Source organism: Vibrio sp. 10N.286.51.C3 (genome assembly GCF_003050065.1).
Taxonomy (GTDB): Bacteria; Pseudomonadota; Gammaproteobacteria; order Enterobacterales; family Vibrionaceae; genus Vibrio; species Vibrio crassostreae.
The window spans coordinates 145,960-166,925 of the sequence record NZ_PIGC01000010.1 but is presented as its reverse complement, the minus strand read 5'-3'; the positions used below and the strand labels follow the sequence as shown (position 1 = coordinate 166,925).

The following is a 20,966-nucleotide window of genomic DNA, read 5'->3' as shown; positions in this document are numbered from 1 at the left end:
CTTTGATATTGAGCATCCTTACTATGGCTTAATTGATGGACTCCGTGTCGATGGAATGGATATTAAACAGTGTTTTATTTTTAGGCTAAGTAGTATTTTGTATAGTTGTAATAAGTGTTACTTATTTATTTGTTCATTTAGTGCATGCTGAACGACATCGTAGAGCCACATATGAAGAGGGTTATTACGATTCTTTATATGGATATGGCTATACACTCCCACCGTTTTTAGTTCGCTCGCGATGTCTACATCTATGGCTCTCAGGTTGGGATAGTTGTGGATAGGAAAGAGGGTGGAATGTGGCATGTACATATCAGAATTAAGCAGAACATCAACAAGAGCTAATACCATTTCAGAACGGAATCCAACGCGATGAGGAATCGAGTGGGTTTCTAATATTCGTGAAGCTTGACTAAAGTTATCGTTCCAACCTGGTGATATTAGTGATGCAATCTCATAGCCTGCCAAATCTTGTGGGGTGACAATTGATTTTCTTATTGGATGATCTTTTCTTACAAATAGCTGCCCATCAATATCAATGAGCTTTTGAATATGAATTTCTTTTGAAACATCAGAGAGTTGATAAGCAACGCCTAAAAAGATCTTTTCTTTTTGTATGTCTTCAGCTGAGGCTGTCGTCCAGCTCGTTAGCTCTAGCTCGCAGTTAGGCGCCTGTTGCTTGATGATTTTGTAAAGAGCCCCCGACAAACATGAAAGTACGACAGGGGAAAGCGCGATTTTTATTGAGTAGTCGATTTCTTTGGGGTCAAAGGTATTTGAAGAGTTAATCGCCGTTTTCAAACCATCTAAATGAGGTGTGATTTCATTTGCTAGCTGTTCGCTAAATGCTGTGGCTTGCAAACCTCCGTGGACTTTAACAAATAAGTCATCCGAAAAGTGATGACGCAGCTTCTGCAAAGCTTGACTAACTGCAGGCTGTGAAACAAAGAGTCGCTCCGAAGCCTTTCTGGTGTTTTTTTCTTGATAAACAATCAGAAATGTTCGTAACAGGTTTAAATCAAGAGAGTTGAATAAGTCTTTAGCCATATCTATCCATGAAAAATTTCTGCGCTATTAAATCTAATATACGTCAGTCAGTTAGATTAGTCAGCGAGGTTCTCTAGATTTGTGTTAGCGACTGTTACCCTAAGCGATGAGAGAGGCTCTTACATCGGATATCTTACTCGCATCTGTCACGGGGATCTGATAATCATCAATATCATCACTGCCCATTTGAGCACTTGAGTTGTTTTCCATTAGGCTTGCTCTTGTCGACTTACCAGACAAATGCAGCGCTTGAACGCCAGTGTGCTTGAGGATATCTCGGCCATTGTTAGCGGTAACTCCCGCCCCAGCCATAATGTCTAAGCGGCCTTGAGCAAGCTCAACCATCTCCTTAAGAATATCTTTTCCTTGTTCTGCGTTACTTGCTAAGCCTGAAGTTAAAACACGTTCACAACCAAGTTCGATAATCTGTTCTAGTGCTGTTTGGTAATCCTTAAGTTGGTCGATGGCACGGTGAAAGGTCACGCCAAGCTTTAGTTGGTGGGCCTTTGAGGTGAGAGCTTTCATCGCGACCATTTCTATTTCACCTTGAGCGGAAAGTACACCCAATACCACGCCATGTAAACCAGCGTCGGCAGCGGCTTGGATATCATCAAGCATGCACATCATATCGTCATTATCGAAGATGAAGTCACCTTGTCTAGGGCGAATCATGGCATACACGGGAACTGATGATATGCGAGCGGCTTGCTTCATCATTCCGAAGCTCGGAGTTAACCCACCAAGTGCTAGTGAAGAGCAGAGCTCAATACGATTAGCTCCGCCAGCTAGGGCATTGTGTAGAGATTCTAGGTTATCGATACAAACTTCAATTTCGATGTTCATGCTATTTTACTCGTTCAAATTGAGACTAAGGAAATCATAGCAATCTTGGGATTATTCTGAATAGGTAGGGGCAGAGGAAAATAGAGGTAAAGTTTGGCTTTGCGGTTACCCCTATTCATAGCGGATATGAGCGAGGAATAAATCATTATTGAAGGGGTAGATGCAAAAAGCCCGAAGCGTTAACTTCGGGCTTTTAATAGGACTTTACTTCTTAACTGATTGGCGGTGCGCTTTGCGCTATTAGCTTATGCTTTATGTCTCTTTATAGAGAATCTTCCAACCATTAACCCGCGTTGAGTTCGGGCTTAAGAGGTAATTACTTGCTTAGGTCGTCAGCGTGCTCAGATAGGAATGCTGCAACACCTTGTGGAGATGCGTCCATACCTGATTTACCTTCTTCCCATTGTGCAGGACAAACTTCACCGTTCTTCTCGTGGAAGTTTAGTGCGTCTACCATGCGTAGCATTTCGTCGATGTTACGACCTAGTGGAAGGTCGTTAACTACTTGATGACGTACAAGACCGTCAGCATCGATTAGGAAAGAACCACGGAAAGCAACGCCTGCTTCTGGGTGCTCAACATCGTATGCTTTGCAGATCTCGTGCTTAACGTCAGCAACTAGAGGGTATTTAACTTGACCGATACCGCCATCAGCGATAGCAGTGTTACGCCATGCGTTGTGAGAGAATTGAGAATCGATAGAAACACCGATTACTTCAACGCCTTTAGCTTGGAAATCTTCAAGACGGTTGTCGAAAGCGATTAGCTCTGAAGGACAAACGAAAGTGAAGTCTAGTGGGTAGAAGAAAACTACAGCTTTCTTACCTTTAGTGAATTCTGCGAAGTTGAAGTTATCAACGATCTCACCGTTACCTAGAACAGCTGCTGCAGTAAAGTCAGGGGCTTGACGACCTACTAGTACCATTTTGGAATCTCCTAAAAAATTAGTTGGCCCAACACATCTTTGTTTGGGCTCCGTTTCTACGCGACAAACTATAGTACAATCGGTACTATAGAAAAAAGCGAATTAAATAGATTAAGTTAATCGAAAAAAGCGATAAGCTTATTCTTTATCCTGTTCTTAGGTCTCATGACCTTTACGTAACTTATCCTACTCATATTACAAAGTAATTTCATGAATAAATGGCCAAGTCTTAAGCAACTTCACTATCTTGTTACTCTTCACGAAACTCGTCACTTCAGTGATGCCGCTGATCGCTGCTTCGTGAGTCAATCTACGCTCAGTAAAGGCATTCAAAACCTAGAAGAGCTAATTGGTTGCCCTCTTTATGAAAAGAAGGATAAGAAGAGCCCATTGGTTTTTACTCAAGCGGGTGAGCTGGTGGTCAAGCATGGACGAGATCTACTGGCGAAGGGGCAAGACCTTGTCGAGCTTGGAAACCTATGTAACGGGGATGCGATGCAAGGTCAGCTGCGAGTCGGGTGTATTCCTACCATTGCACCATTCCTTTTGTGCGATTTGGTACAAGAAGCTAACCAACGCTTTCCTCAGCTAAATTTACTGTTACGTGAAGATACGACAACTAACTTATTGGCTGCATTACGTCATGGTGAGTTAGATGTGTTGATTCTGGCTTTGCCTGTCGATATCGATAACATGGAGAGTAAAGTTGTTGGGCAAGATCCGTTCAGAATGGTGATCAGTCGTAATCAAGCAGATGGTATTCGGGTTCCGATTAAATACGATGACCTGCCAGACGAGTCTGTATTTTTGCTGGAGAACGAACACTGCTTAACCGAGCACGCGGTATCAGCTTGTAAGTTAACCGACAAAGAGAAGATAAACCCATTTACCGCTACAAGCCTACACACATTGGTGCAAATGGTGGCCAATGGTTTAGGAACCACCTTTATTCCGCAGATGGCAATCGACCACGGTTTGTTGGAAAACCAAAACCTAGTGGTTATTGATCCCCCTGGTCAGCAAGCCTACCGAGATATCGGTCTCGTATGGCGACCAAGTTCATCACGTCGTGAAACCTTCCATCAGTTAGCCGATGTGGTATCTGAGTTACTTTAAGAGACATCATTTATCAGCGTATTTAATTTATATCTTTGAGCGGCTATTAAAGCCGCTCTTTTATTTATTGATACTGTTAAATAAATTTATTATTAGTTAAATCTAATGAAGCATAAAATAATAAATGGTTATTTTCTTCTAATTGTTATGCTTTTTATCATTCCATCTATTGATAACTGTGATCGAAATTAAGTTAATGATAATTGGGTTTTATAAAAGTTGATATTGCATTCCCTGTGTGGATAGTGAACCCGACTAATGATAAAAAATATTATTGTTAGCTAGGTAAAGTAAATGACCATTATGTTATTTACTTAATGATCAAAAATAAAATTAAAAGAATAATTATGATTGATACTAAACAGCGTTTGGTAGGGCTTTTTACGCCCTTATTACTATTATCAGGAGTTGCTAACGCTTCAGATGATAAAAATGAAAACTCTATATTTGATGAGAATAATCTAAGGCAGAGTTGTTATCAGGAGTTTATTGAAGGTGAACGCTGTTGGTCGAGCGTACCTCAATTTTCTACAACATATACGACTATCGAACAAGCGTTATCTAAATTATATCCTCAGTATGCAAAAGATACTGAAGCTAAAGATTTAACAGCTTTTCGTTATTTGGAGCGTATGTTTACTCTCGACCCAAAAACAGGAAATATTATCGTTGCAATATCTGAAAGCGGAGAAGGATGGCCCTTCGACTCTTTATGGGGTAATGCAGAAAAACGTCAAGCTGCTGGTGCCATTAAAACGATTGAAAAACTCGTTATCGAAACTTCTGATTTGGTGGGCTTAAAAGCGGTACTTTTTGATATTTATTATGATCGCGCTACAGCAGATTTTATTTTGGCGAATCGTGCAACTGACCAAGCTAGAATATTATGGGTAGATCGAGCAAGCACAGCCGCAGTGGAAAAGTACCGTCAACAGTCTTTAGATATTCTATTAAGCGCTTTTGATGATTATTGGAGATTGATCGAAAAGTACCCTCAATCATTTGCTAGTGCGCAGCCATTTCGTGATGTGAAAAGTGCTCGATACCTAAATGAAAAAGGACAGTCATTACCTGTATACCAAGAAGACCGTTTAATTACAGGTTATAAAGATGCTTTATTAGCTTATCAGTTTATGAATGAGTTATTAGCTCAGCAGTTACAAATTAGTAAATTAAAGTCGGTATCGGCGAGTTCTGTAGAGCAAAAATCTAAGCTTGCATATGATGCTAGTTCACTGCTTGAGCGAGTTATTTCAAAAGAGACGCAGTTACGTCGTTTGTTAGGCGATGATTCCTATACCCATATAATATTGTCGTCTGAGCTAGATAAATTTAAAGGTAACGTTGTTGAATTGAAATCTGTAGCCAACTGGCTCGAAGGTGGAGCTAACTATTTAGGGCTGCCAGATGATTTCGTTTTGTTGATGCCAGATTATGACTCTGAAGATAGTATTGGGAGCAGTTCAACTGAGGTTATAGGGAAAGTATTAGATGAAATGACGCTCTCTCTTGAGAGTTCACTGAATTTTGCTCAAAAAAAACACCTTGATTACCGTTATCAGTTGGGCGTCTTTACACGAAATTTTGAGCAAGAAAATCAACGCTCAAAAGAGAGGTTATCAACTCTTCTAGGTTGCCCTTCTTCATTGATTGTTAACTCCTGTAAAGAGCAGACTAAGAGTCAACGTAGAGGCAGCTTAATCGGCTATCAGTTGAAAAACATTCAAGCTGCAAAGCGCGAAGTTGAACGAGCTTATAGAGTCCATAGTGAGGTATTAAACAACATAGCACTAGAAGTGGCACGTCTTGAGCTGGTGCAGCAAACTAGTAATTTGGTCGATAAGATCACGGTTAAATTAGGTCTTAATGAATTTAAGCTCCAAAGCCTAATTGATGAAAGTCGAACTTCGACTTTCGATATGAACACATTGCTGCTGTCTGAAGAAGTACAACACTCTCTTGATATACTAAATCGTTTCTTGAATGATACCGGCTCTACCGATTTATCATCGACATTTACTGCTGTCGAGAACTTACAAGGTGCATTGAAGGGAAGTTCTCTTAAGGCTGACTTATATACACAGAAGTTGGCTTTGCTTGAGCGTGCAACAATAAAAGGTTTACAGGTAGAGACATCAGATGTTTTTGCTAAGGGGCGAATTCAACAACTAACCTTAGAATTGGCAACGGCTAGAGCTGATATGGCTAAGTCACTTTCTAATTTAAGTGATGATGCTGGTAGGTTACTTGCTTTAAATGCTGAAGCTTTGCGTTTGGTCGCGGAAACCGACCAAAATGAGTATCTGGCTTCAGAGCGCTCGTACGCTAATCCACTATCTTTCAGCACATTGACTGTTGAAACGTATCAAGCAGAATTAGAGTTTTCTGAACTTCAAGAGTGGCTGTTTTATGCTGTACAAGCTTTTGAGCATAGTAGACAAGTGTTGTTCAATGACCGTAATGCAGAGCTAGATAAAGGCGATGTATTCAAAGTCTCAAACATTCAGCAATCTATCGAATACCTCAATGCTTTGGAAAGTTTCTATGGCGGATGGTATACATCAAATGGTCATCAAACCGTGGATATTATTTCTCTCAAGAGGGATATCTTTGGTTACGTTGATAACTATAACGGGAGAACTATCCTTTACCCAGACCCAAATGGTAGTGGTGAAATGTTGAATGCTGATGAAGCATTTAATGCCAAGCTTAAGTTATTATCTCGCGATTTAGTTTCTGGTGAATGGCTAACGGTAGAGTTCAGTACCGTGAAAAACTTTCCATCCTCAGTCCTTTTTCAAGGTCCGATTGTGGGTAGTGATGATGACGTTATGTGCTTAAGTGCTGCCGGTACATATTCTGATAAAATTGGTGGTGTTGCTATTGATCTCGCGCTGAATTACGACATATCTGGCGAGGCGACAACTAAAGCATATCTTACTTACGGCGGGAATAGTTACATGCGTAGTAGCACTCCAGGAGTATTAGTAGGTGATGGCGAGGGGCTTCAAGGTGGTTTGAACTCTTATTCCACTCGTTTTGCTGATATTTCCCGTGATAGCGTTGTATCTAATGGTAGTTTTAGACAGCGTATGACCGCTAACTTAACGGCAGGTTATCATGACAATAGAGAGTTACTTAATCCAACCTATTCATTTAAAGAGAGAAGTGTAGCTGCTTCTGGTTGGAGATTGTCTCTGCAATTAGGTGATGAATATGGCGATATTGTTGAGACGGAAGCGATTGATGATATTCAGCTAGTTATTCAGCATCAATTCAGAACTCGACAAACTAACCTTTGCAGTGATGCTACCCCTCTGTAACAACAGAAACAGTAAATCTGATTCTAATAGAGCCTCATGATGTCATGAGGCTCTTTTTATTGTTGCCTCAATCTACTTCAGCTTCTTCTGGCTCGACTTCTTCTTGCAGTTCAAGCAAGTTAATCGCGATGGTGACGAAGTCACTGTCGGTGATAATGCCTACTAGTTCGTGGTTTTCTACGACAGGTAAACAGCCCACTTTATGTTTCTGCATATAGATAGCCGATTCTTTTAATCCTGCACGTGGCTCTACTGACATAACACTTTTGTGCATGGTGTCGTTGAGGGGAGTAGCAAGAGTAAAAGATTGAGCTTGTGGGATGTTTTGTAGGCTGGATTCTTGAGCGGCTAGAACGTCTCGTTGTGTGACAACACCGAGTAGCTTTCTATCGGAATCAACGACCGGAATATGGCGGATATCAAGCGCTTCCATCATGTGCTTAGCATCGGCCAGTGAGTGTGAGCGCAATAGGGTATGAGGGTTGCGAGTCATCATATCTTCAACCTTGATCATACGAACCTCCTTCTTTTTTATTTTGTTGCTATTACTATAGTTTTTTATCCTAAAAATAACTGAGATCTGACGCATTTTTGGGTGAGTTTTATGCAACTAATTCTTTAGTTTAAGGAGGTGAGTTAGTAGCATTATTTTACGCCTCTTTACAATAATCCATTGCTGTAAACCTTGCTATTGCGGCTCGTGTGCCTATACTAGCCCACTGCGAAATTTTTAGTCGTGTTTGCGATGTGTTTCCGGTAATGATTGACTTACCGTAACCATTGTTCAGCAACTACGATTGATGATTCGTCAACGGCACAAATCTCATCAACTAAGACAAGACTAGACACATGCAAGTTTCAGATTTTCACTTTGACCTACCAGATGAACTCATTGCTCGCTACCCTCAAGAGGAGCGTACAGCAAGCCGCCTGCTTAAATTAGATGGCAACAGCGGTAACCTAGCTGATGGTTCGTTTAAAGACGTTTTAGACTTGGTTGAACCAGGCGATCTTGTTGTTTTCAATAACACTCGAGTGATTCCAGCTCGTGTATTTGGTCGCAAGGCATCAGGCGGTAAGCTTGAAGTGCTGGTTGAGCGTATGCTTGATGAGAAGAGTATTCTAGCGCATGTTCGTTGTTCTAAATCACCGAAGCCGGGCACTAAATTGTTCCTTGGTGAGAACGATGAGTATGAAGCTGAAATGGTGGCGCGACATGACGCGTTATTTGAAATCCATTTCACATCTGACCAAAGCGTTTTAGAGATTCTGAACAGTGTTGGTCATATGCCGCTACCTCCTTATATTGATCGTCCAGATGAAGACGCAGATAAAGAGCGTTACCAGACGGTCTATAATGAGAAGCCAGGTGCGGTTGCAGCTCCAACAGCGGGTCTTCATTTTGATGACAAGTTAATGGCTGACATGAAAGAGAAAGGTGTTGAGTTTGCTTACGTGACGCTTCACGTTGGCGCTGGCACATTCCAGCCAGTTAAAGTAGACAACATCAATGATCACCACATGCATGCGGAGTACGTTGAAGTCCCGCAAGAAGTGGTTGACGCCGTAGCTGCAGCAAAAGCTCGTGGCGGTCGTATTATTGCCGTTGGTACAACATCAGTACGCTCATTAGAAAGTGCAGCGCAAGATGCATTGAAAAAAGGTACTGAATTCGTTCCTTTCTTTGGTGATACAGAAATCTTCATCTTCCCTGGTTATGAATACCAGTTGGTGGATTGCTTGATTACCAATTTCCACTTACCAGAATCAACGCTGATTATGTTGGTGAGTGCATTTGCAGGTTACGACAATGTGATGGGCGCATACGATCACGCAGTGAAGAGCGAATATCGTTTCTTCAGCTACGGTGATGCCATGTTCATCAATAAGAAAATAAGCTAATTTAAGCTAGTTATAAACGATATACATAAGAATTTACGGGTGCTAGCAGTAAGCTAGGAGTCGGGCAGGGTGTCTGTCTAATCTCTCGCAAGGAATACGCGACCGCTCCTCATAGAACTCACTGGACTGAACTTTTGTTTGGCTTAAGGTTCTGAATTAACAGTCAGATTGTTTCTCTGGCATATTGGAGGCTTCGTGAAATTAAAATACGAACTTAAAAAAACTAATAGCGGCGCACGTCGTGGTCAACTTCAGTTTGAACGCGGTACCGTTGAAACCCCAGCATTCATGCCTGTAGGTACTTACGGTACTGTAAAAGGTATGACACCTGAAGAAGTGAAAGACACAGGCGCTGAAATCCTATTAGGTAACACATTCCACCTATGGCTACGTCCTGGTCAAGAAATCATGAAACTGCACGGTGACCTGCACGATTTCATGAACTGGCACGGTCCTATTCTGACTGATTCAGGCGGTTTCCAAGTATTCAGCCTAGGTGCAATGCGTAAGATCACTGAAGAGGGTGTTCACTTCCGTAACCCTGTAAACGGTGACAAGATCTTCATGGACGCTGAGAAGTCTATGGAAATCCAAAAAGACTTAGGTTCAGACATCGTAATGATCTTTGACGAGTGTACGCCTTACCCAGCGACACACAAAGAAGCAAAAGACTCAATGGAGATGTCTCTTCGTTGGGCTGAGCGTTCACGTAACCACTTCGACAAACTTGAAAACCCGAACTCACTATTCGGTATCGTTCAAGGTGGTGTGTACGAAGACCTTCGTGATGTATCTGTTAAAGGCCTAACTGAAATTGGTTTTGATGGTTACGCAGTTGGTGGTCTAGCAGTAGGCGAACCAAAAGAAGACATGCACCGTATTCTTGAACACACATGTCCTCAACTGCCGGAAGATAAGCCACGTTACCTAATGGGCGTAGGCAAACCAGAAGACCTAGTTGAAGGTGTTCGTCGTGGTATCGACATGTTTGACTGTGTAATGCCAACGCGAAATGCACGTAACGGCCACCTGTTTGTGACTGAAGGTGTGATCAAGATCCGTAATGCGAAGCATAAAACCGATACAACACCACTAGATTCAGAGTGTGACTGTTACACTTGTAAGAACTACAGCAAGTCGTACTTACACCATTTGGATCGTTGTAACGAAATCCTAGGTGCTCGACTGAACACGATTCATAACCTGCGTTTCTACCAACGAGTAATGTCAGACATTCGTCAGTCTATCGATGAAGACCGCTTTGAAGAGTTCGTTGCAGAGTTCTACGCAAGAATGGGGCGTGAAGTGCCACCACTAGGTAAAGAATCTTAGTATTTCTTTTTTGCGAGCCCTATCTCTCTTCCGAGTGATGGGGCTTGAAAATAAAGGGATGCAACCCAATTAGACAAACAATTACGAAAATATAAATAGAGGATGTTTTAAATGTTTATTTCTCAAGCTCACGCAGCAGCAGAAGGTGCACCAGCAGGCGGCGGTTTCGAAATGCTTATCATGCTAGGTATGTTCGCTGTGATCTTCTACTTCATGATCTACCGTCCACAAGCTAAGCGTGTTAAAGAGCACAAGAACCTTATGTCTTCTATGGGCAAAGGCGATGAAGTTCTTACAAGCGGCGGCCTAATCGGCAAGATCACTAAGATTGCTGAAGACAGCGACTACGTTGCTATCGAACTGAACGCAAACAACGAAGTAGTTATCAAGAAAGACTTCGTTACAGCAGTGCTACCAAAAGGTACTCTGAAATCTCTATAAACAGCTAGAGGATCCTCGCTGTGCTAAACCGTTACCCGTTATGGAAGTATTTGATGGTGGTGTTTGCCATCGCTATCGCTGCGTTGTACGCACTTCCAAATATATACGGTGAAGATCCGGCAGTTCAAGTTACAGGGGCGCGCGGCGCCTCTGTAGATATGTCTACGCTGGATGCTGTCACCAATGCTCTTGAAGCAGAAAACCTTTCTACTAAATCCGTTGCTCTCGAAAACGGTTCCATTCTTGTTCGCTTTAACGACACAGATACGCAAATTAGTGCCCGTGATATCATCACAGAAGCACTAGGCGATGACGTTATTGTTGCTTTAAACCTAGCGGCTTCAACTCCTGATTGGCTTGAATCTATTGGTGCTGCACCAATGAAACTTGGTCTTGATCTACGTGGTGGTGTTCACTTCTTAATGGAAGTGGATATGGACGCGGCGATGCAAAAGCTGGTTGGTCAACAAGAAGAAGCATTCCGTAGTGAACTTCGTGAAGAGAAAATCCGTTACCGTGCGATTCGCCCATCTGGTAAAGATGCGGTTGAAGTGATTCTGCGTAACGAAGAGCAGCTTGCTGAAGCGAAATCGCTACTGCAATCTAAGCACCAAGATATGACGTTCGTAGATTCTGAATCTAACGGTCGTTTCTCTTTGGTTGCAAGCTTTACAGAGGCTCGTCTTCAAGAAATCCGTAACTACGCGGTTGAGCAAAACATTACCATTCTACGTAACCGTGTTAACGAACTTGGTGTTGCTGAACCTTTGGTTCAACGTCAAGGTTCTAGCCGTATCGTAGTGGAATTGCCTGGTGTTCAAGACACGGCTCGCGCTAAAGAAATCCTTGGTGCTACCGCGACGCTTGAGTTCCGTGAAGTAGATAGCAGTGCTGATTTAGCCGCTGCCGCTTCTGGTCGTGCCCCTGCGGGTAGCGAAATCAAGCAAGATCGTGATGGTCGTCCTGTGGTACTTAAGAAGCGCGTTATTCTAGGCGGTTCAAGTATTACTGATGCAAGCTCAAGTGTTGATGAATATGGTCGTCCTCAAGTTAACATCTCGCTAGACAGCGAAGGTGGTAGCAAGATGTCTGCATTCTCTCGTCAGAATATCGGTAAGCTAATGGCGACGGTATTTGCAGAGTACAAAGACAGCGGTCGTAAAACACCGGAAGGTCGAGTTATCTTAAGTAAGCACGAAGAAGTGATTAACCAAGCGACGATTCAGTCTGCACTTGGTCGTAACTTCCGTATTACTGGTATCGACTCAACGGCTGAAGCTCATAACTTGGCACTTCTACTGCGTGCTGGTGCTCTGATTGCGCCTATCTCGATTGTAGAAGAACGTACGATTGGTCCATCTATGGGGCAACAAAACATCGATATGGGTATCATGGCGATGGTTTGGGGTATGGCTGCTGTAATGCTGTTTACGCTGCTTTACTACCGCAGCTTTGGTCTGATTGCGAACGTTGCGCTAATGGCTAACTTGGTGTTGATTATCGGTGTGATGTCGATGATTCCGGGGGCTACTATGACCCTGCCAGGTATTGCCGGTATCGTATTAACGGTCGGTATGGCGGTTGATGCCAACGTTCTGATCTTTGAGCGTATACGTGAAGAGCTTCGAGATGGACGTAGTCCACAACAAGCGATTCACCAAGGTTACGCGAACGCATTCAGCACAATCGCCGATGCCAACATCACCACGCTACTAACAGCAATTATTCTATTTGCTGTGGGTACTGGTGCTATCAAAGGCTTCGCGGTAACGCTGTCTATCGGTATCTTGACTTCAATGTTTACAGCTATTGTGGGAACACGTTGTATCGTGAACCTGATGTATGGCGGCAAACGCGTTAAAAAACTGTCGATCTAAGGCTAGGAATTAATATGTTTCAGATTCTAAAAGCAGACAAAATGATCGACTTTATGCGTTGGTCAAAGGTTGCCTTTGTTTTTTCTATCTTGATGATTGGTACTGCTATCTTCACCCTAACAACGAAATCGTTGAACTGGGGTCTAGATTTTACTGGCGGTACTCTGATTGAAGTTGGTTTTGAACAACCGGCACACCTTCCTGATATCCGTAGTGCACTAGAAGCCGAAGGCTTTGGTGATGCAACGGTACAGAACTTCGGTTCAGCTCGTGATGTGATGGTTCGTTTACGTCCACGTGATGGCGTAGCGGGCGAAACGCTTGGTAACCAAATCCTTTCTGCTATTGAGAATGGTACTGGTGAGCAAGTTGAAATGCGTCGTATCGAGTTCGTTGGTCCTAACGTAGGTGATGAGCTAACAGAAGCGGGTGGCCTTGCTATCCTAGTTTCTCTTATCTGTATCTTGATCTACGTATCAGTGCGATTTGAATGGCGTTTGGCTGCGGGTGCGGTATTAGCACTGGCGCACGATGTTATCATCACACTTGGTGTGTTCTCTCTAATGCAAATTGAGGTCGACCTTACCATCGTAGCAGCCTTGCTAACGGTAGTCGGTTACTCCCTCAACGATACCATCGTTGTATTCGACCGTATTCGTGAGAACTTCCGTAAGATGCGTAAAGGTGAAGCGCCTGAAGTACTGAACAGCTCAATCACACAAACATTGAGTCGTACATTGATCACTTCTGGTACCACGTTATTCGTAGTTATCGCACTGTTCGTTCAGGGCGGCGCTATGATTCACGGCTTCGCAACTGCCCTTCTATTGGGTATTACGGTTGGTACTTACTCTTCTATCTACGTTGCATCTGCACTAGCAATGAAGTTGGGTATTACACGTGAACACCTAATGCCACCACAAGTGGAAAAAGAAGGTGAAGAGTTTGACGAAATGCCTTAGGCCTTGGCTTAACAAGTTTCGCTAAACCAAAAAAACCGCTAGGCAACTAGCGGTTTTTTTATGGCTGCATTTTGCAGGAAAACTCAATACAAATTTTATGGTCGAAGTGAGTTGTACTTAATACCATAAGCGCTATTCTGCTCGCATCTCGCATCTCGCATCTCGCATCTCGCATCTCGCATCTCGCATCCCTGAACCACAGATACAAAAAAGCCTCGCTATCTAGCGAGGCTTTGGAATTTTTATGCGCCCTTAAAACAGGGAGCTTTAACGTAAGGTCTGAATTATTTCAGCATACCTTCGTTAGCGTTCTCACGAACGTGCTTAAGAATAGACTTAACACCACGTGCGCTTGAAGCAACAACATTACCAGAAGTCATGTAATCAGTACCGCCAGCGAAGTCGGTCATGATAGCACCAGCTTCACGAGCGATTAGGTCACCAGCTGCTAGATCCCATGGCTTAAGGCCTAGTTCTAGGTAACCATCAACACGGCCAGCTGCTAGGTAACATAGGTCAAGAGCAGGAGAACCTGTACGACGGAAATCAGCACAGTCAATGAATAGACCAGAGATGATCTTCATGAAAGATTCTGAGTGTTGTTTTTGCTTGAATGGGAAACCAGTCGCTAGAACAGTACCTTGAAGGTCTTTTAGTTGAGTAACACGCATACGAGCGTTGTTAAGTTGAGCGCCAGCGCCACGTTGAGCTGTGAATAGCTCGTTTAGCATTGGGTCATAAACACAAGCAACTTCTGTACGACCGTTCATGCGAACAGCGATAGATACAGAGAAGTGAGGGAAACCTTTTACAAAGTTGTTGGTGCCATCTAGTGGGTCAACGATCCATTGTACGTCAGAGTCTTTACCTTCAGTCAGGCCTTTCTCTTCAGAAATAATGCTGTGCTCTGGGTAAGATGCTTTGATTGTCTCAATGATCATGTACTCAGCTTCTTGAGCAATGTTAGTAACGTAATCGTTGTTACCTTTTAGAGACGATTCGATCTTATCAGTTGTTTCTAGAGATTTAGCAATATGGTTGCCAGCTTTACGCGCAGCGCGTATCGCAATGTTTAGCATTGGATGCATATGGTTTTTCCCACAAGATGTTAAAGAACAATTTAAAGCGGCGGCGAGTATACCAAAGTTTTACCAAAAGGGAAGTGGTTATTTTTTGAACTCTTGGTTTCACATTGCGCGAAGGGTCTGACCATTTTACTTTGCTATGTGTTAATATCTCGCGATTATTTTTAAAGTGGTGTCATATAGCATGTTAGACAATGTAAAAGTCGTTCTGGTTGGTACGTCTCATTCGGGAAATATCGGATCAGCAGCTCGCGCAATGAAAGTGATGGGTTTGAGTCAATTAGTTCTTGTAGACCCTCAATGTGAAGTTGACGAGCAGACCTTAGCACTGGCTGCGGGTGCTGGTGACATCGCAGAAAACGCGACTATCGTTTCCACACTGGACGAAGCAGTAAAAGACTGTGGTTTAGTGGTTGGTTCGAGTGCACGTTCACGCACACTTGAATGGCCAATGCTTGAGCCTCGTGAGTGTGGACAAAAATTTGCAATTGAAGGTCAGAAGCACCCAGTAGCATTAGTATTCGGCCGTGAGCGTACGGGCTTGACTAACGATGAGCTTCAGAAGTGCCACTTCCATGTATGTATCCCAGCTAACCCTGAATACAGCTCGCTAAACCTAGCAATGGCGGTACAGACTCTGAGCTACGAAGTGCGTGTCGCCCACCTTGATATGGTCGCTAGCCAATATCAACCACAGCCACAAGATGAGTACCCTCGTCACGAAGAACTAGAAATGTTCTACGAGCACCTTGAAAAAGTGATCATTGATACCCAATTTATCTCTAAGGATAAGCCGGGGCAGGTGATGAATAAGCTGCGTCGTCTGTTTAGCCGAGCTCGTCCAGAGCTGCAAGAGATCAATACTCTACGTGGCATTTTGACTTCAATTGAGAAGAGCAAAAACGATAAATAAAGCCCACGTGAAAACTAAGGGTGAATACCTGACTAAAATAGTCAACTAAATACTTGACCAATTTAGTCGGGTATGGGAAGATTCCAACCACATAAACAATGTGGATACGGTGTGATATGAAACTTACATCTAAAGGAAGATATGCGGTAACAGCTATGCTCGATGTAGCACTGCATTCGCAAAAAAGCCCAGTTCCTCTGGCTGACATTTCAGAGCGACAAGGCATCTCGTTATCTTACTTAGAGCAACTTTTTTCTAAGTTACGTAAAGCTGGCTTAGTTGCTAGTGTTCGCGGCCCTGGTGGTGGTTACCGTTTAGGTGCTGAAGCGAGCGACATCGCTGTCGGAACTGTGATTGCAGCAGTAGACGAATCAGTTGATGCGACTAAGTGTCACGGTCGAGCAGATTGCCAGGGTGGTAGTCGTTGTTTAACTCACACTCTATGGCGTGATTTAAGCTCCCGAATCAGCAGCTTCTTAAACGACATTACGCTCGGTGAGCTAATGAAAGATAACGAAGTTTTAGAAATTTCTGATCGTCAAGATATCGATCTTGCGGTTAATAATGGTTTTACACATAAAAATACGAGCACTACAACGATTAGTGCAGCACCTCACGGTGTTAATGCCCGCTCTTAGCGGTCAGTTTTTACATTGGAGTAGAAAATGAAACTGCCTATTTACTTTGACTATTCAGCTACATGCCCAGTCGATCCACGAGTTGCTGAGAAAATGGTTCAGTGCATGACGATGGACGGTAACTTCGGTAACCCTGCATCTCGTTCACACCGTTACGGCTGGCAGGCAGAAGAAGCAGTAGATAATGCTCGTGAGCAAATTGCTGACCTATTAAATGCAGACCCACGTGAGATTGTTTTCACTTCAGGTGCTACAGAGTCAGACAACCTTGCTATTAAAGGTGCAGCGCACTTTTACGAGAAGAAAGGTAAGCACGTAATTACGTGCAAAACAGAACATAAAGCGGTTCTTGATCCATGTCGCCAACTAGAGCGTGAAGGTTTTGAGGTAACTTACCTTGAGCCAGAAGCAAACGGCATCATCGATCTAGACAAGCTACAAGCTGCAATGCGTGAAGACACTGTTCTAGTTTCTATCATGCACGTTAACAACGAGATTGGTGTAATCCAAGATATCTCTGCAATCGGCGAATTATGTCGTTCCCGTAAGATCATCTTCCACGTTGATGCGGCTCAGTCTGCGGGTAAAATCCCACTAGACGTACAAGAGATGAAAGTTGACTTAATCTCACTTTCAGCTCACAAAATGTATGGCCCTAAAGGTATCGGTGCACTTTACGTTCGTCGTAAGCCACGTATTCGTCTTGAAGCGCAAATGCACGGCGGCGGTCATGAGCGTGGTTTCCGTTCAGGTACGCTTGCTACTCACCAAATCGTGGGTATGGGCGAAGCTTGTGCTGTTGCTAAGCAAGACATGCAGAAAGATTACGATCACGCACTAGCACTTCGTGAGCGCCTATTGAAAGGTGTTCAAGATCTAGAAGCGGTAACGGTAAACGGTGACTTAGACCAACGTGTACCACACAACCTAAACGTTAGCTTCGCTTTCGTCGAAGGTGAGTCTCTGCTTATGTCTCTAAAAGACCTAGCAGTATCATCAGGTTCTGCATGTACATCAGCAAGCCTAGAGCCTTCATACGTTCTACGAGCTCTTGGCCTGAACGATGAACTGGCACACAGCTCAGTACGTTTCTCATTCGGCCGTTTCACAACGGAAGAAGAAATCGACTACGCGATTGCACAAATTCGTGTAGCGGTAAACAAATTACGCGACATGTCTCCTCTATGGGATATGTATAAAGAAGGGATTGATTTGAACACTGTTGAGTGGGCTCATCACTAATCTCACGGAAATAGAGGATTCGAGGTAACTATCATGGCATATAGCGAAAAAGTAATTGATCACTACGAAAACCCACGTAACGTAGGTTCGTTTGATAAAGAAGACCCAAGTATTGGTAGCGGTATGGTTGGCGCACCAGCTTGTGGTGATGTAATGAAACTGCAAATCAAGGTAACGCCAGAAGGCATTATCGAAGATGCAAAATTCAAAACTTACGGTTGCGGCAGCGCAATCGCTTCTAGCTCACTAGTAACTGAGTGGGTTAAAGGCAAAAGTATTGATGAAGCGGCAGCTATCAAAAACTCTGAAATCGCAGAAGAGCTAGAGTTGCCACCAGTGAAAGTTCACTGTTCAATTCTTGCTGAAGATGCAATCAAAGCAGCTGTTGCGGATTACAAAAAGAAGCGTTAATCGTCTCATTAAGTAATCACAAAAAATAAGCAATATTTGGGAGCATCCTTTGTGCTCCCCCTGAGTTCTCAATTTATATAAAACACAAGGTTGTAGTATGGCCATCACCATGACAGATACGGCAGCAAGCCGAGTTCAAGCTTTCCTAGATAACCGAGGTAAAGGTATCGGGTTACGCTTAGCGGTAAAAACGACTGGCTGTTCGGGTATGGCGTATGTACTAGAATTCGTTGACGAGCTTAACGAAGAAGACGAAGTGTTCGAGCATTCAGGTGTTAAGGTCATCATTGATCCAAAGAGCCTAGTTTACCTAGACGGAACTGAGCTTGATTACGTAAAAGAAGGCCTAAACGAAGGTTTTGAATTCAACAACCCTAACGCGAAAGGCGAATGTGGTTGTGGTGAGAGCTTCAACGTATAAACGCTTCAATCGTTAAGCGTTTATAGTGAGCGAAGAATAAAATTAGGCTCTGATTGAAGAGCCTAAACTTAGGACCACCGTTACATGAATCATTTCGAATTATTTGGGCTACCACTTCAGTTTCAACTGGATGGTAGCCTTCTTTCTTCTCAGTTTAGAGATCTGCAACGCCAATTCCACCCTGATAAATTTGCCACTGCTTCTGAGCGTGATCGCCTGCTAGCCGTGCAAAAAGCTGCGCAAATCAATGATGCGTATCAGGTATTGAAGAATCCAATCAGCCGAGCTGAATACCTGTTAGTGCAACATGGTGAGGATATTCGTGGTGAACAGCAGACCCTGCAAGATCCTATGTTCCTAATGGAGCAAATGGAATTGCGTGAAGAGCTTGAAGATATCGCCGACAGTTCTGAACCTGAAGATGCTTTGTTTGCATTTGAAGGAAAGGTTAGCAAAATGTATAAACAACAATTAAGCGCTATCCAACAAGAACTCGACAGTGAGGCTTGGCTAGAAGCTGCAGACCGAGTAAGAAAGCTTAAGTTTATTGCAAAATTAAAGAATGAAATCGAGTTAGTTGAAGATCGTCTGATCGGCTAGTTCGTATAACAAGGACACATCCATGGCACTACTTCAGATTGCAGAACCAGGGCAAAGCGCCGCTCCTCACCAGCACAAGCTTGCTGTGGGTATTGATTTAGGTACAACAAACTCATTGGTTGCGGCAGTGCGCAGTGGTGAGGCGAGCACACTGATTGATCAACAGGGTCGCAGTATTCTTCCTTCCGTTGTTCACTATACGTCAGAGTCATACACGACTGGTGATGAAGCTCGTGCAAATGCACAGACTGATCCTAAAAATACCATTATCTCAGTTAAGCGACTAATCGGTCGCTCACTGTCAGATATTCAACAGCGATACCCATCTCTGCCATATCAATTTGAAGAAAGTGATAATGGTTTGCCTGTGATTCGCACAGAGCAAGGTAACAAGAACCCGATTCAAGTATCTGCAGATATTCTGAAAGCGCTCGGTCAACGTGCTGAGTCTACATTAGGTGGTGAGCTATCTGGTGCGGTGATTACTGTTCCTGCGTATTTCGATGATGCACAACGTGCTGGTACTAAAGATGCGGCGCAACTTGCTGGTCTTCACGTGTTACGTCTTCTTAATGAGCCGACTGCCGCTGCGATTGCTTACGGTTTGGATTCAGGTAAAGAAGGGGTAATTGCTGTTTATGACTTAGGTGGTGGTACGTTTGATATCTCTATCCTACGCCTATCTAAAGGTGTCTTCGAAGTTCTAGCTACGGGCGGTGACTCTGCATTAGGCGGCGACGACTTTGACCATTTAGTTGCGGATCATTTCCAAGAGCAAATGGGCTTATCGGAGCTAACTGCAGAGCAGAACCGTATTCTTCTAGACGCCGCAACAGAAGCTAAGATTGGCTTATCTGAAGCTGAAAGCGTTGAGGTTGACGTACTAGGTTGGTCTGGTTCATTAACTCGTGAAGAGTTTGAAGAGATCATCAAACCGCTCGTTAAGAAAACACTGCTTTCATGCCGTCGTGCACTAAAAGATGCGGAAGTTGATGCAGATGAAGTTCTAGAAGTCGTGATGGTCGGCGGTTCAACTCGCACATTACTTGTACGTGAAATGGTCGGTGACTTCTTTGGTCGTACGCCACTAACCAGCATTAACCCTGATGAAGTGGTTGCAATTGGCGCATCGATTCAAGCGGATATCTTAGTCGGTAATAAGCCTGACTCTGAGATGCTGCTACTGGACGTTATCCCTCTGTCTCTTGGCATCGAAACCATGGGCGGTTTGGTCGAAAAGATCATCCCTCGAAACACCACGATCCCAGTGGCTCGCGCACAAGAATTTACCACGTTCAAAGACGGTCAAACTGCTATGACAGTGCACACCGTACAAGGTGAACGCGAAATGGTTGATGACTGTCGTTCACTGGCTCGATTTGCTTTGAAAGGCATCCCGCCGATGACTGCAGGTGCTGCTCATATTCGTGTGACTTACCAAGTGGATGCTGATGGCCTGCTATCGGTTACCGCAATGGAGAAGAGCACAGGCGTTCAAGCTGAAATCCAAGTTAAGCCCTCTTACGGTCTAAGCGATAACGAAGTGGCTAGCATGCTGAAAGATTCGATGACTTTTGCAAAAGAAGACATGCAAGCGCGTGCTCTTGCTGAGCAACGCGTAGAAGCGGATCGCGTTATTGAAGGCCTAATTGCTGCAATGCAAGCCGATGGCGATGAGTTACTTGATGAGCAAGGCAAACAACAACTTGTTCAAGCGATTGAAGCACTGATTGAAGTGCGCAATGGCGATAATGCCGATGCGATTGAACTAGAAATTAAGAATACCGACAAAGCGAGCCAAGACTTTGCTTCTCGTCGTATGGATAAATCAATTCGTGCTGCACTGTCAGGTCAGTCAGTCGATAATATTTAATAGTTAGAGAATAGA

19 protein-coding genes are annotated in these 20,966 nt (G+C 43.6%); 14 read left to right on the top strand and 5 right to left on the bottom strand.

The window, feature by feature from the left end; all coding sequences use genetic code 11:
* Window positions 1-117 precede the first annotated feature (117 nt).
* The 3 genes from CWO27_RS13200 to CWO27_RS13190 form a co-directional block, all read right to left on the bottom strand.
* Window positions 118-1,047: a LysR family transcriptional regulator gene (locus tag CWO27_RS13200; protein ID WP_107899073.1), complete on the bottom strand. Its 930-nt coding sequence runs from the start codon at window positions 1,045-1,047 to the stop codon at window positions 118-120.
* 99 nt (window positions 1,048-1,146) lie between these two features.
* Window positions 1,147-1,890: a copper homeostasis protein CutC gene (locus CWO27_RS13195; protein WP_107899072.1), complete on the bottom strand. Its 744-nt coding sequence runs from the start codon at window positions 1,888-1,890 to the stop codon at window positions 1,147-1,149.
* A 316-nt stretch (window positions 1,891-2,206) separates the two neighbouring features.
* Entirely contained in the window at window positions 2,207-2,815 is a 609-nt protein-coding gene (locus tag CWO27_RS13190) for a peroxiredoxin C (protein WP_048658845.1), read from the bottom strand.
* Window positions 2,816-3,025: 210 nt separating this feature from the next.
* Between CWO27_RS13190 and CWO27_RS13185 the strand changes: the two genes are divergently transcribed.
* A complete protein-coding gene (locus tag CWO27_RS13185; protein WP_048663742.1) occupies window positions 3,026-3,931 on the top strand; it encodes a hydrogen peroxide-inducible genes activator in 906 nt (301 codons plus the stop codon).
* A gap of 347 nt (window positions 3,932-4,278) precedes the next feature.
* Window positions 4,279-7,254, top strand: a complete 2,976-nt coding sequence (locus CWO27_RS13180) for a hypothetical protein (RefSeq protein WP_102431868.1) — start codon at window positions 4,279-4,281, stop codon at window positions 7,252-7,254.
* Window positions 7,255-7,321: 67 nt separating this feature from the next.
* Here the strand turns inward: CWO27_RS13180 and CWO27_RS13175 are convergent, their stop codons facing one another.
* The gene (locus tag CWO27_RS13175) at window positions 7,322-7,768 is read right to left on the bottom strand and encodes a CBS domain-containing protein (RefSeq protein WP_107899071.1); all 447 of its coding nucleotides are present in this window, start codon (window positions 7,766-7,768) and stop codon (window positions 7,322-7,324) included.
* A gap of 335 nt (window positions 7,769-8,103) precedes the next feature.
* Between CWO27_RS13175 and queA the strand changes: the two genes are divergently transcribed.
* The 5 genes from queA to secF all read left to right on the top strand — a co-directional run bounded on the left by queA (window position 8,104) and on the right by secF (window position 13,768).
* The gene (gene queA / locus CWO27_RS13170) at window positions 8,104-9,156 is read left to right on the top strand and encodes a tRNA preQ1(34) S-adenosylmethionine ribosyltransferase-isomerase QueA (protein ID WP_107899070.1); all 1,053 of its coding nucleotides are present in this window, start codon (window positions 8,104-8,106) and stop codon (window positions 9,154-9,156) included.
* Window positions 9,157-9,351: 195 nt separating this feature from the next.
* Entirely contained in the window at window positions 9,352-10,488 is a 1,137-nt protein-coding gene (tgt, locus tag CWO27_RS13165) for a tRNA guanosine(34) transglycosylase Tgt (protein WP_107899069.1), read from the top strand.
* A gap of 111 nt (window positions 10,489-10,599) precedes the next feature.
* The gene (gene yajC / locus CWO27_RS13160) at window positions 10,600-10,929 is read left to right on the top strand and encodes a preprotein translocase subunit YajC (RefSeq protein WP_010440492.1); all 330 of its coding nucleotides are present in this window, start codon (window positions 10,600-10,602) and stop codon (window positions 10,927-10,929) included.
* Between the two features lie 20 nt (window positions 10,930-10,949).
* Window positions 10,950-12,806 carry a protein translocase subunit SecD gene (gene secD / locus CWO27_RS13155; protein WP_080967378.1) on the top strand — a complete coding sequence of 619 codons (1,857 nt, stop codon included), beginning with the start codon at window positions 10,950-10,952 and terminating at the stop codon, window positions 12,804-12,806.
* Window positions 12,807-12,820: 14 nt separating this feature from the next.
* A complete protein-coding gene (secF, locus tag CWO27_RS13150) occupies window positions 12,821-13,768 on the top strand; it encodes a protein translocase subunit SecF (RefSeq protein ID WP_048658840.1) in 948 nt (315 codons plus the stop codon).
* Window positions 13,769-14,052: 284 nt separating this feature from the next.
* On the opposite strand, the gene suhB is transcribed toward secF, so the two are convergent.
* The gene (gene suhB, locus CWO27_RS13145) at window positions 14,053-14,856 is read right to left on the bottom strand and encodes an inositol-1-monophosphatase (RefSeq protein ID WP_017062836.1); all 804 of its coding nucleotides are present in this window, start codon (window positions 14,854-14,856) and stop codon (window positions 14,053-14,055) included.
* A 181-nt stretch (window positions 14,857-15,037) separates the two neighbouring features.
* Between suhB and trmJ the strand changes: the two genes are divergently transcribed.
* From trmJ to hscA, 7 genes are all read left to right on the top strand, one after another.
* Window positions 15,038-15,766: a tRNA (cytosine(32)/uridine(32)-2'-O)-methyltransferase TrmJ gene (gene trmJ / locus CWO27_RS13140; protein WP_048658839.1), complete on the top strand. Its 729-nt coding sequence runs from the start codon at window positions 15,038-15,040 to the stop codon at window positions 15,764-15,766.
* Window positions 15,767-15,882: 116 nt separating this feature from the next.
* Entirely contained in the window at window positions 15,883-16,404 is a 522-nt protein-coding gene (gene iscR, locus CWO27_RS13135; protein ID WP_102431871.1) for a Fe-S cluster assembly transcriptional regulator IscR, read from the top strand.
* Between the two features lie 27 nt (window positions 16,405-16,431).
* Window positions 16,432-17,646, top strand: a complete 1,215-nt coding sequence (locus CWO27_RS13130; protein ID WP_017629866.1) for an IscS subfamily cysteine desulfurase — start codon at window positions 16,432-16,434, stop codon at window positions 17,644-17,646.
* Between the two features lie 33 nt (window positions 17,647-17,679).
* On the top strand, window positions 17,680-18,057 hold the full coding sequence (gene iscU / locus CWO27_RS13125) for a Fe-S cluster assembly scaffold IscU (protein ID WP_107899068.1): 378 nt from the start codon (window positions 17,680-17,682) through the stop codon (window positions 18,055-18,057).
* A 97-nt stretch (window positions 18,058-18,154) separates the two neighbouring features.
* Window positions 18,155-18,478 carry an iron-sulfur cluster assembly protein IscA gene (gene iscA, locus CWO27_RS13120; protein WP_010440519.1) on the top strand — a complete coding sequence of 108 codons (324 nt, stop codon included), beginning with the start codon at window positions 18,155-18,157 and terminating at the stop codon, window positions 18,476-18,478.
* A gap of 84 nt (window positions 18,479-18,562) precedes the next feature.
* On the top strand, window positions 18,563-19,078 hold the full coding sequence (gene hscB, locus CWO27_RS13115; RefSeq protein WP_019822106.1) for a co-chaperone HscB: 516 nt from the start codon (window positions 18,563-18,565) through the stop codon (window positions 19,076-19,078).
* 22 nt (window positions 19,079-19,100) lie between these two features.
* Entirely contained in the window at window positions 19,101-20,951 is a 1,851-nt protein-coding gene (gene hscA, locus CWO27_RS13110) for a Fe-S protein assembly chaperone HscA (protein WP_107899067.1), read from the top strand.
* The last annotated feature ends 15 nt before the right edge of the window (window positions 20,952-20,966 follow it).

Coding starts and splice junctions, on each gene's coding strand:
- iscR (WP_102431871.1), top strand. CDS start 15,883: ATGAAACTTACATCTAAAGGAAGATATGCGGTAACAGCTATGCTCGAT.
- hscA (WP_107899067.1), top strand. CDS start 19,101: ATGGCACTACTTCAGATTGCAGAACCAGGGCAAAGCGCCGCTCCTCAC.
- CWO27_RS13185 (WP_048663742.1), top strand. CDS start 3,026: ATGAATAAATGGCCAAGTCTTAAGCAACTTCACTATCTTGTTACTCTT.
- trmJ (WP_048658839.1), top strand. CDS start 15,038: ATGTTAGACAATGTAAAAGTCGTTCTGGTTGGTACGTCTCATTCGGGA.
- suhB (WP_017062836.1), bottom strand. CDS start 14,856: ATGCATCCAATGCTAAACATTGCGATACGCGCTGCGCGTAAAGCTGGC.
- hscB (WP_019822106.1), top strand. CDS start 18,563: ATGAATCATTTCGAATTATTTGGGCTACCACTTCAGTTTCAACTGGAT.
- CWO27_RS13180 (WP_102431868.1), top strand. CDS start 4,279: ATGATTGATACTAAACAGCGTTTGGTAGGGCTTTTTACGCCCTTATTA.
- yajC (WP_010440492.1), top strand. CDS start 10,600: ATGTTTATTTCTCAAGCTCACGCAGCAGCAGAAGGTGCACCAGCAGGC.
- iscU (WP_107899068.1), top strand. CDS start 17,680: ATGGCATATAGCGAAAAAGTAATTGATCACTACGAAAACCCACGTAAC.
- CWO27_RS13195 (WP_107899072.1), bottom strand. CDS start 1,890: ATGAACATCGAAATTGAAGTTTGTATCGATAACCTAGAATCTCTACAC.
- secF (WP_048658840.1), top strand. CDS start 12,821: ATGTTTCAGATTCTAAAAGCAGACAAAATGATCGACTTTATGCGTTGG.
- CWO27_RS13175 (WP_107899071.1), bottom strand. CDS start 7,768: ATGATCAAGGTTGAAGATATGATGACTCGCAACCCTCATACCCTATTG.
- CWO27_RS13130 (WP_017629866.1), top strand. CDS start 16,432: ATGAAACTGCCTATTTACTTTGACTATTCAGCTACATGCCCAGTCGAT.
- iscA (WP_010440519.1), top strand. CDS start 18,155: ATGGCCATCACCATGACAGATACGGCAGCAAGCCGAGTTCAAGCTTTC.
- CWO27_RS13190 (WP_048658845.1), bottom strand. CDS start 2,815: ATGGTACTAGTAGGTCGTCAAGCCCCTGACTTTACTGCAGCAGCTGTT.
- queA (WP_107899070.1), top strand. CDS start 8,104: ATGCAAGTTTCAGATTTTCACTTTGACCTACCAGATGAACTCATTGCT.
- CWO27_RS13200 (WP_107899073.1), bottom strand. CDS start 1,047: ATGGCTAAAGACTTATTCAACTCTCTTGATTTAAACCTGTTACGAACA.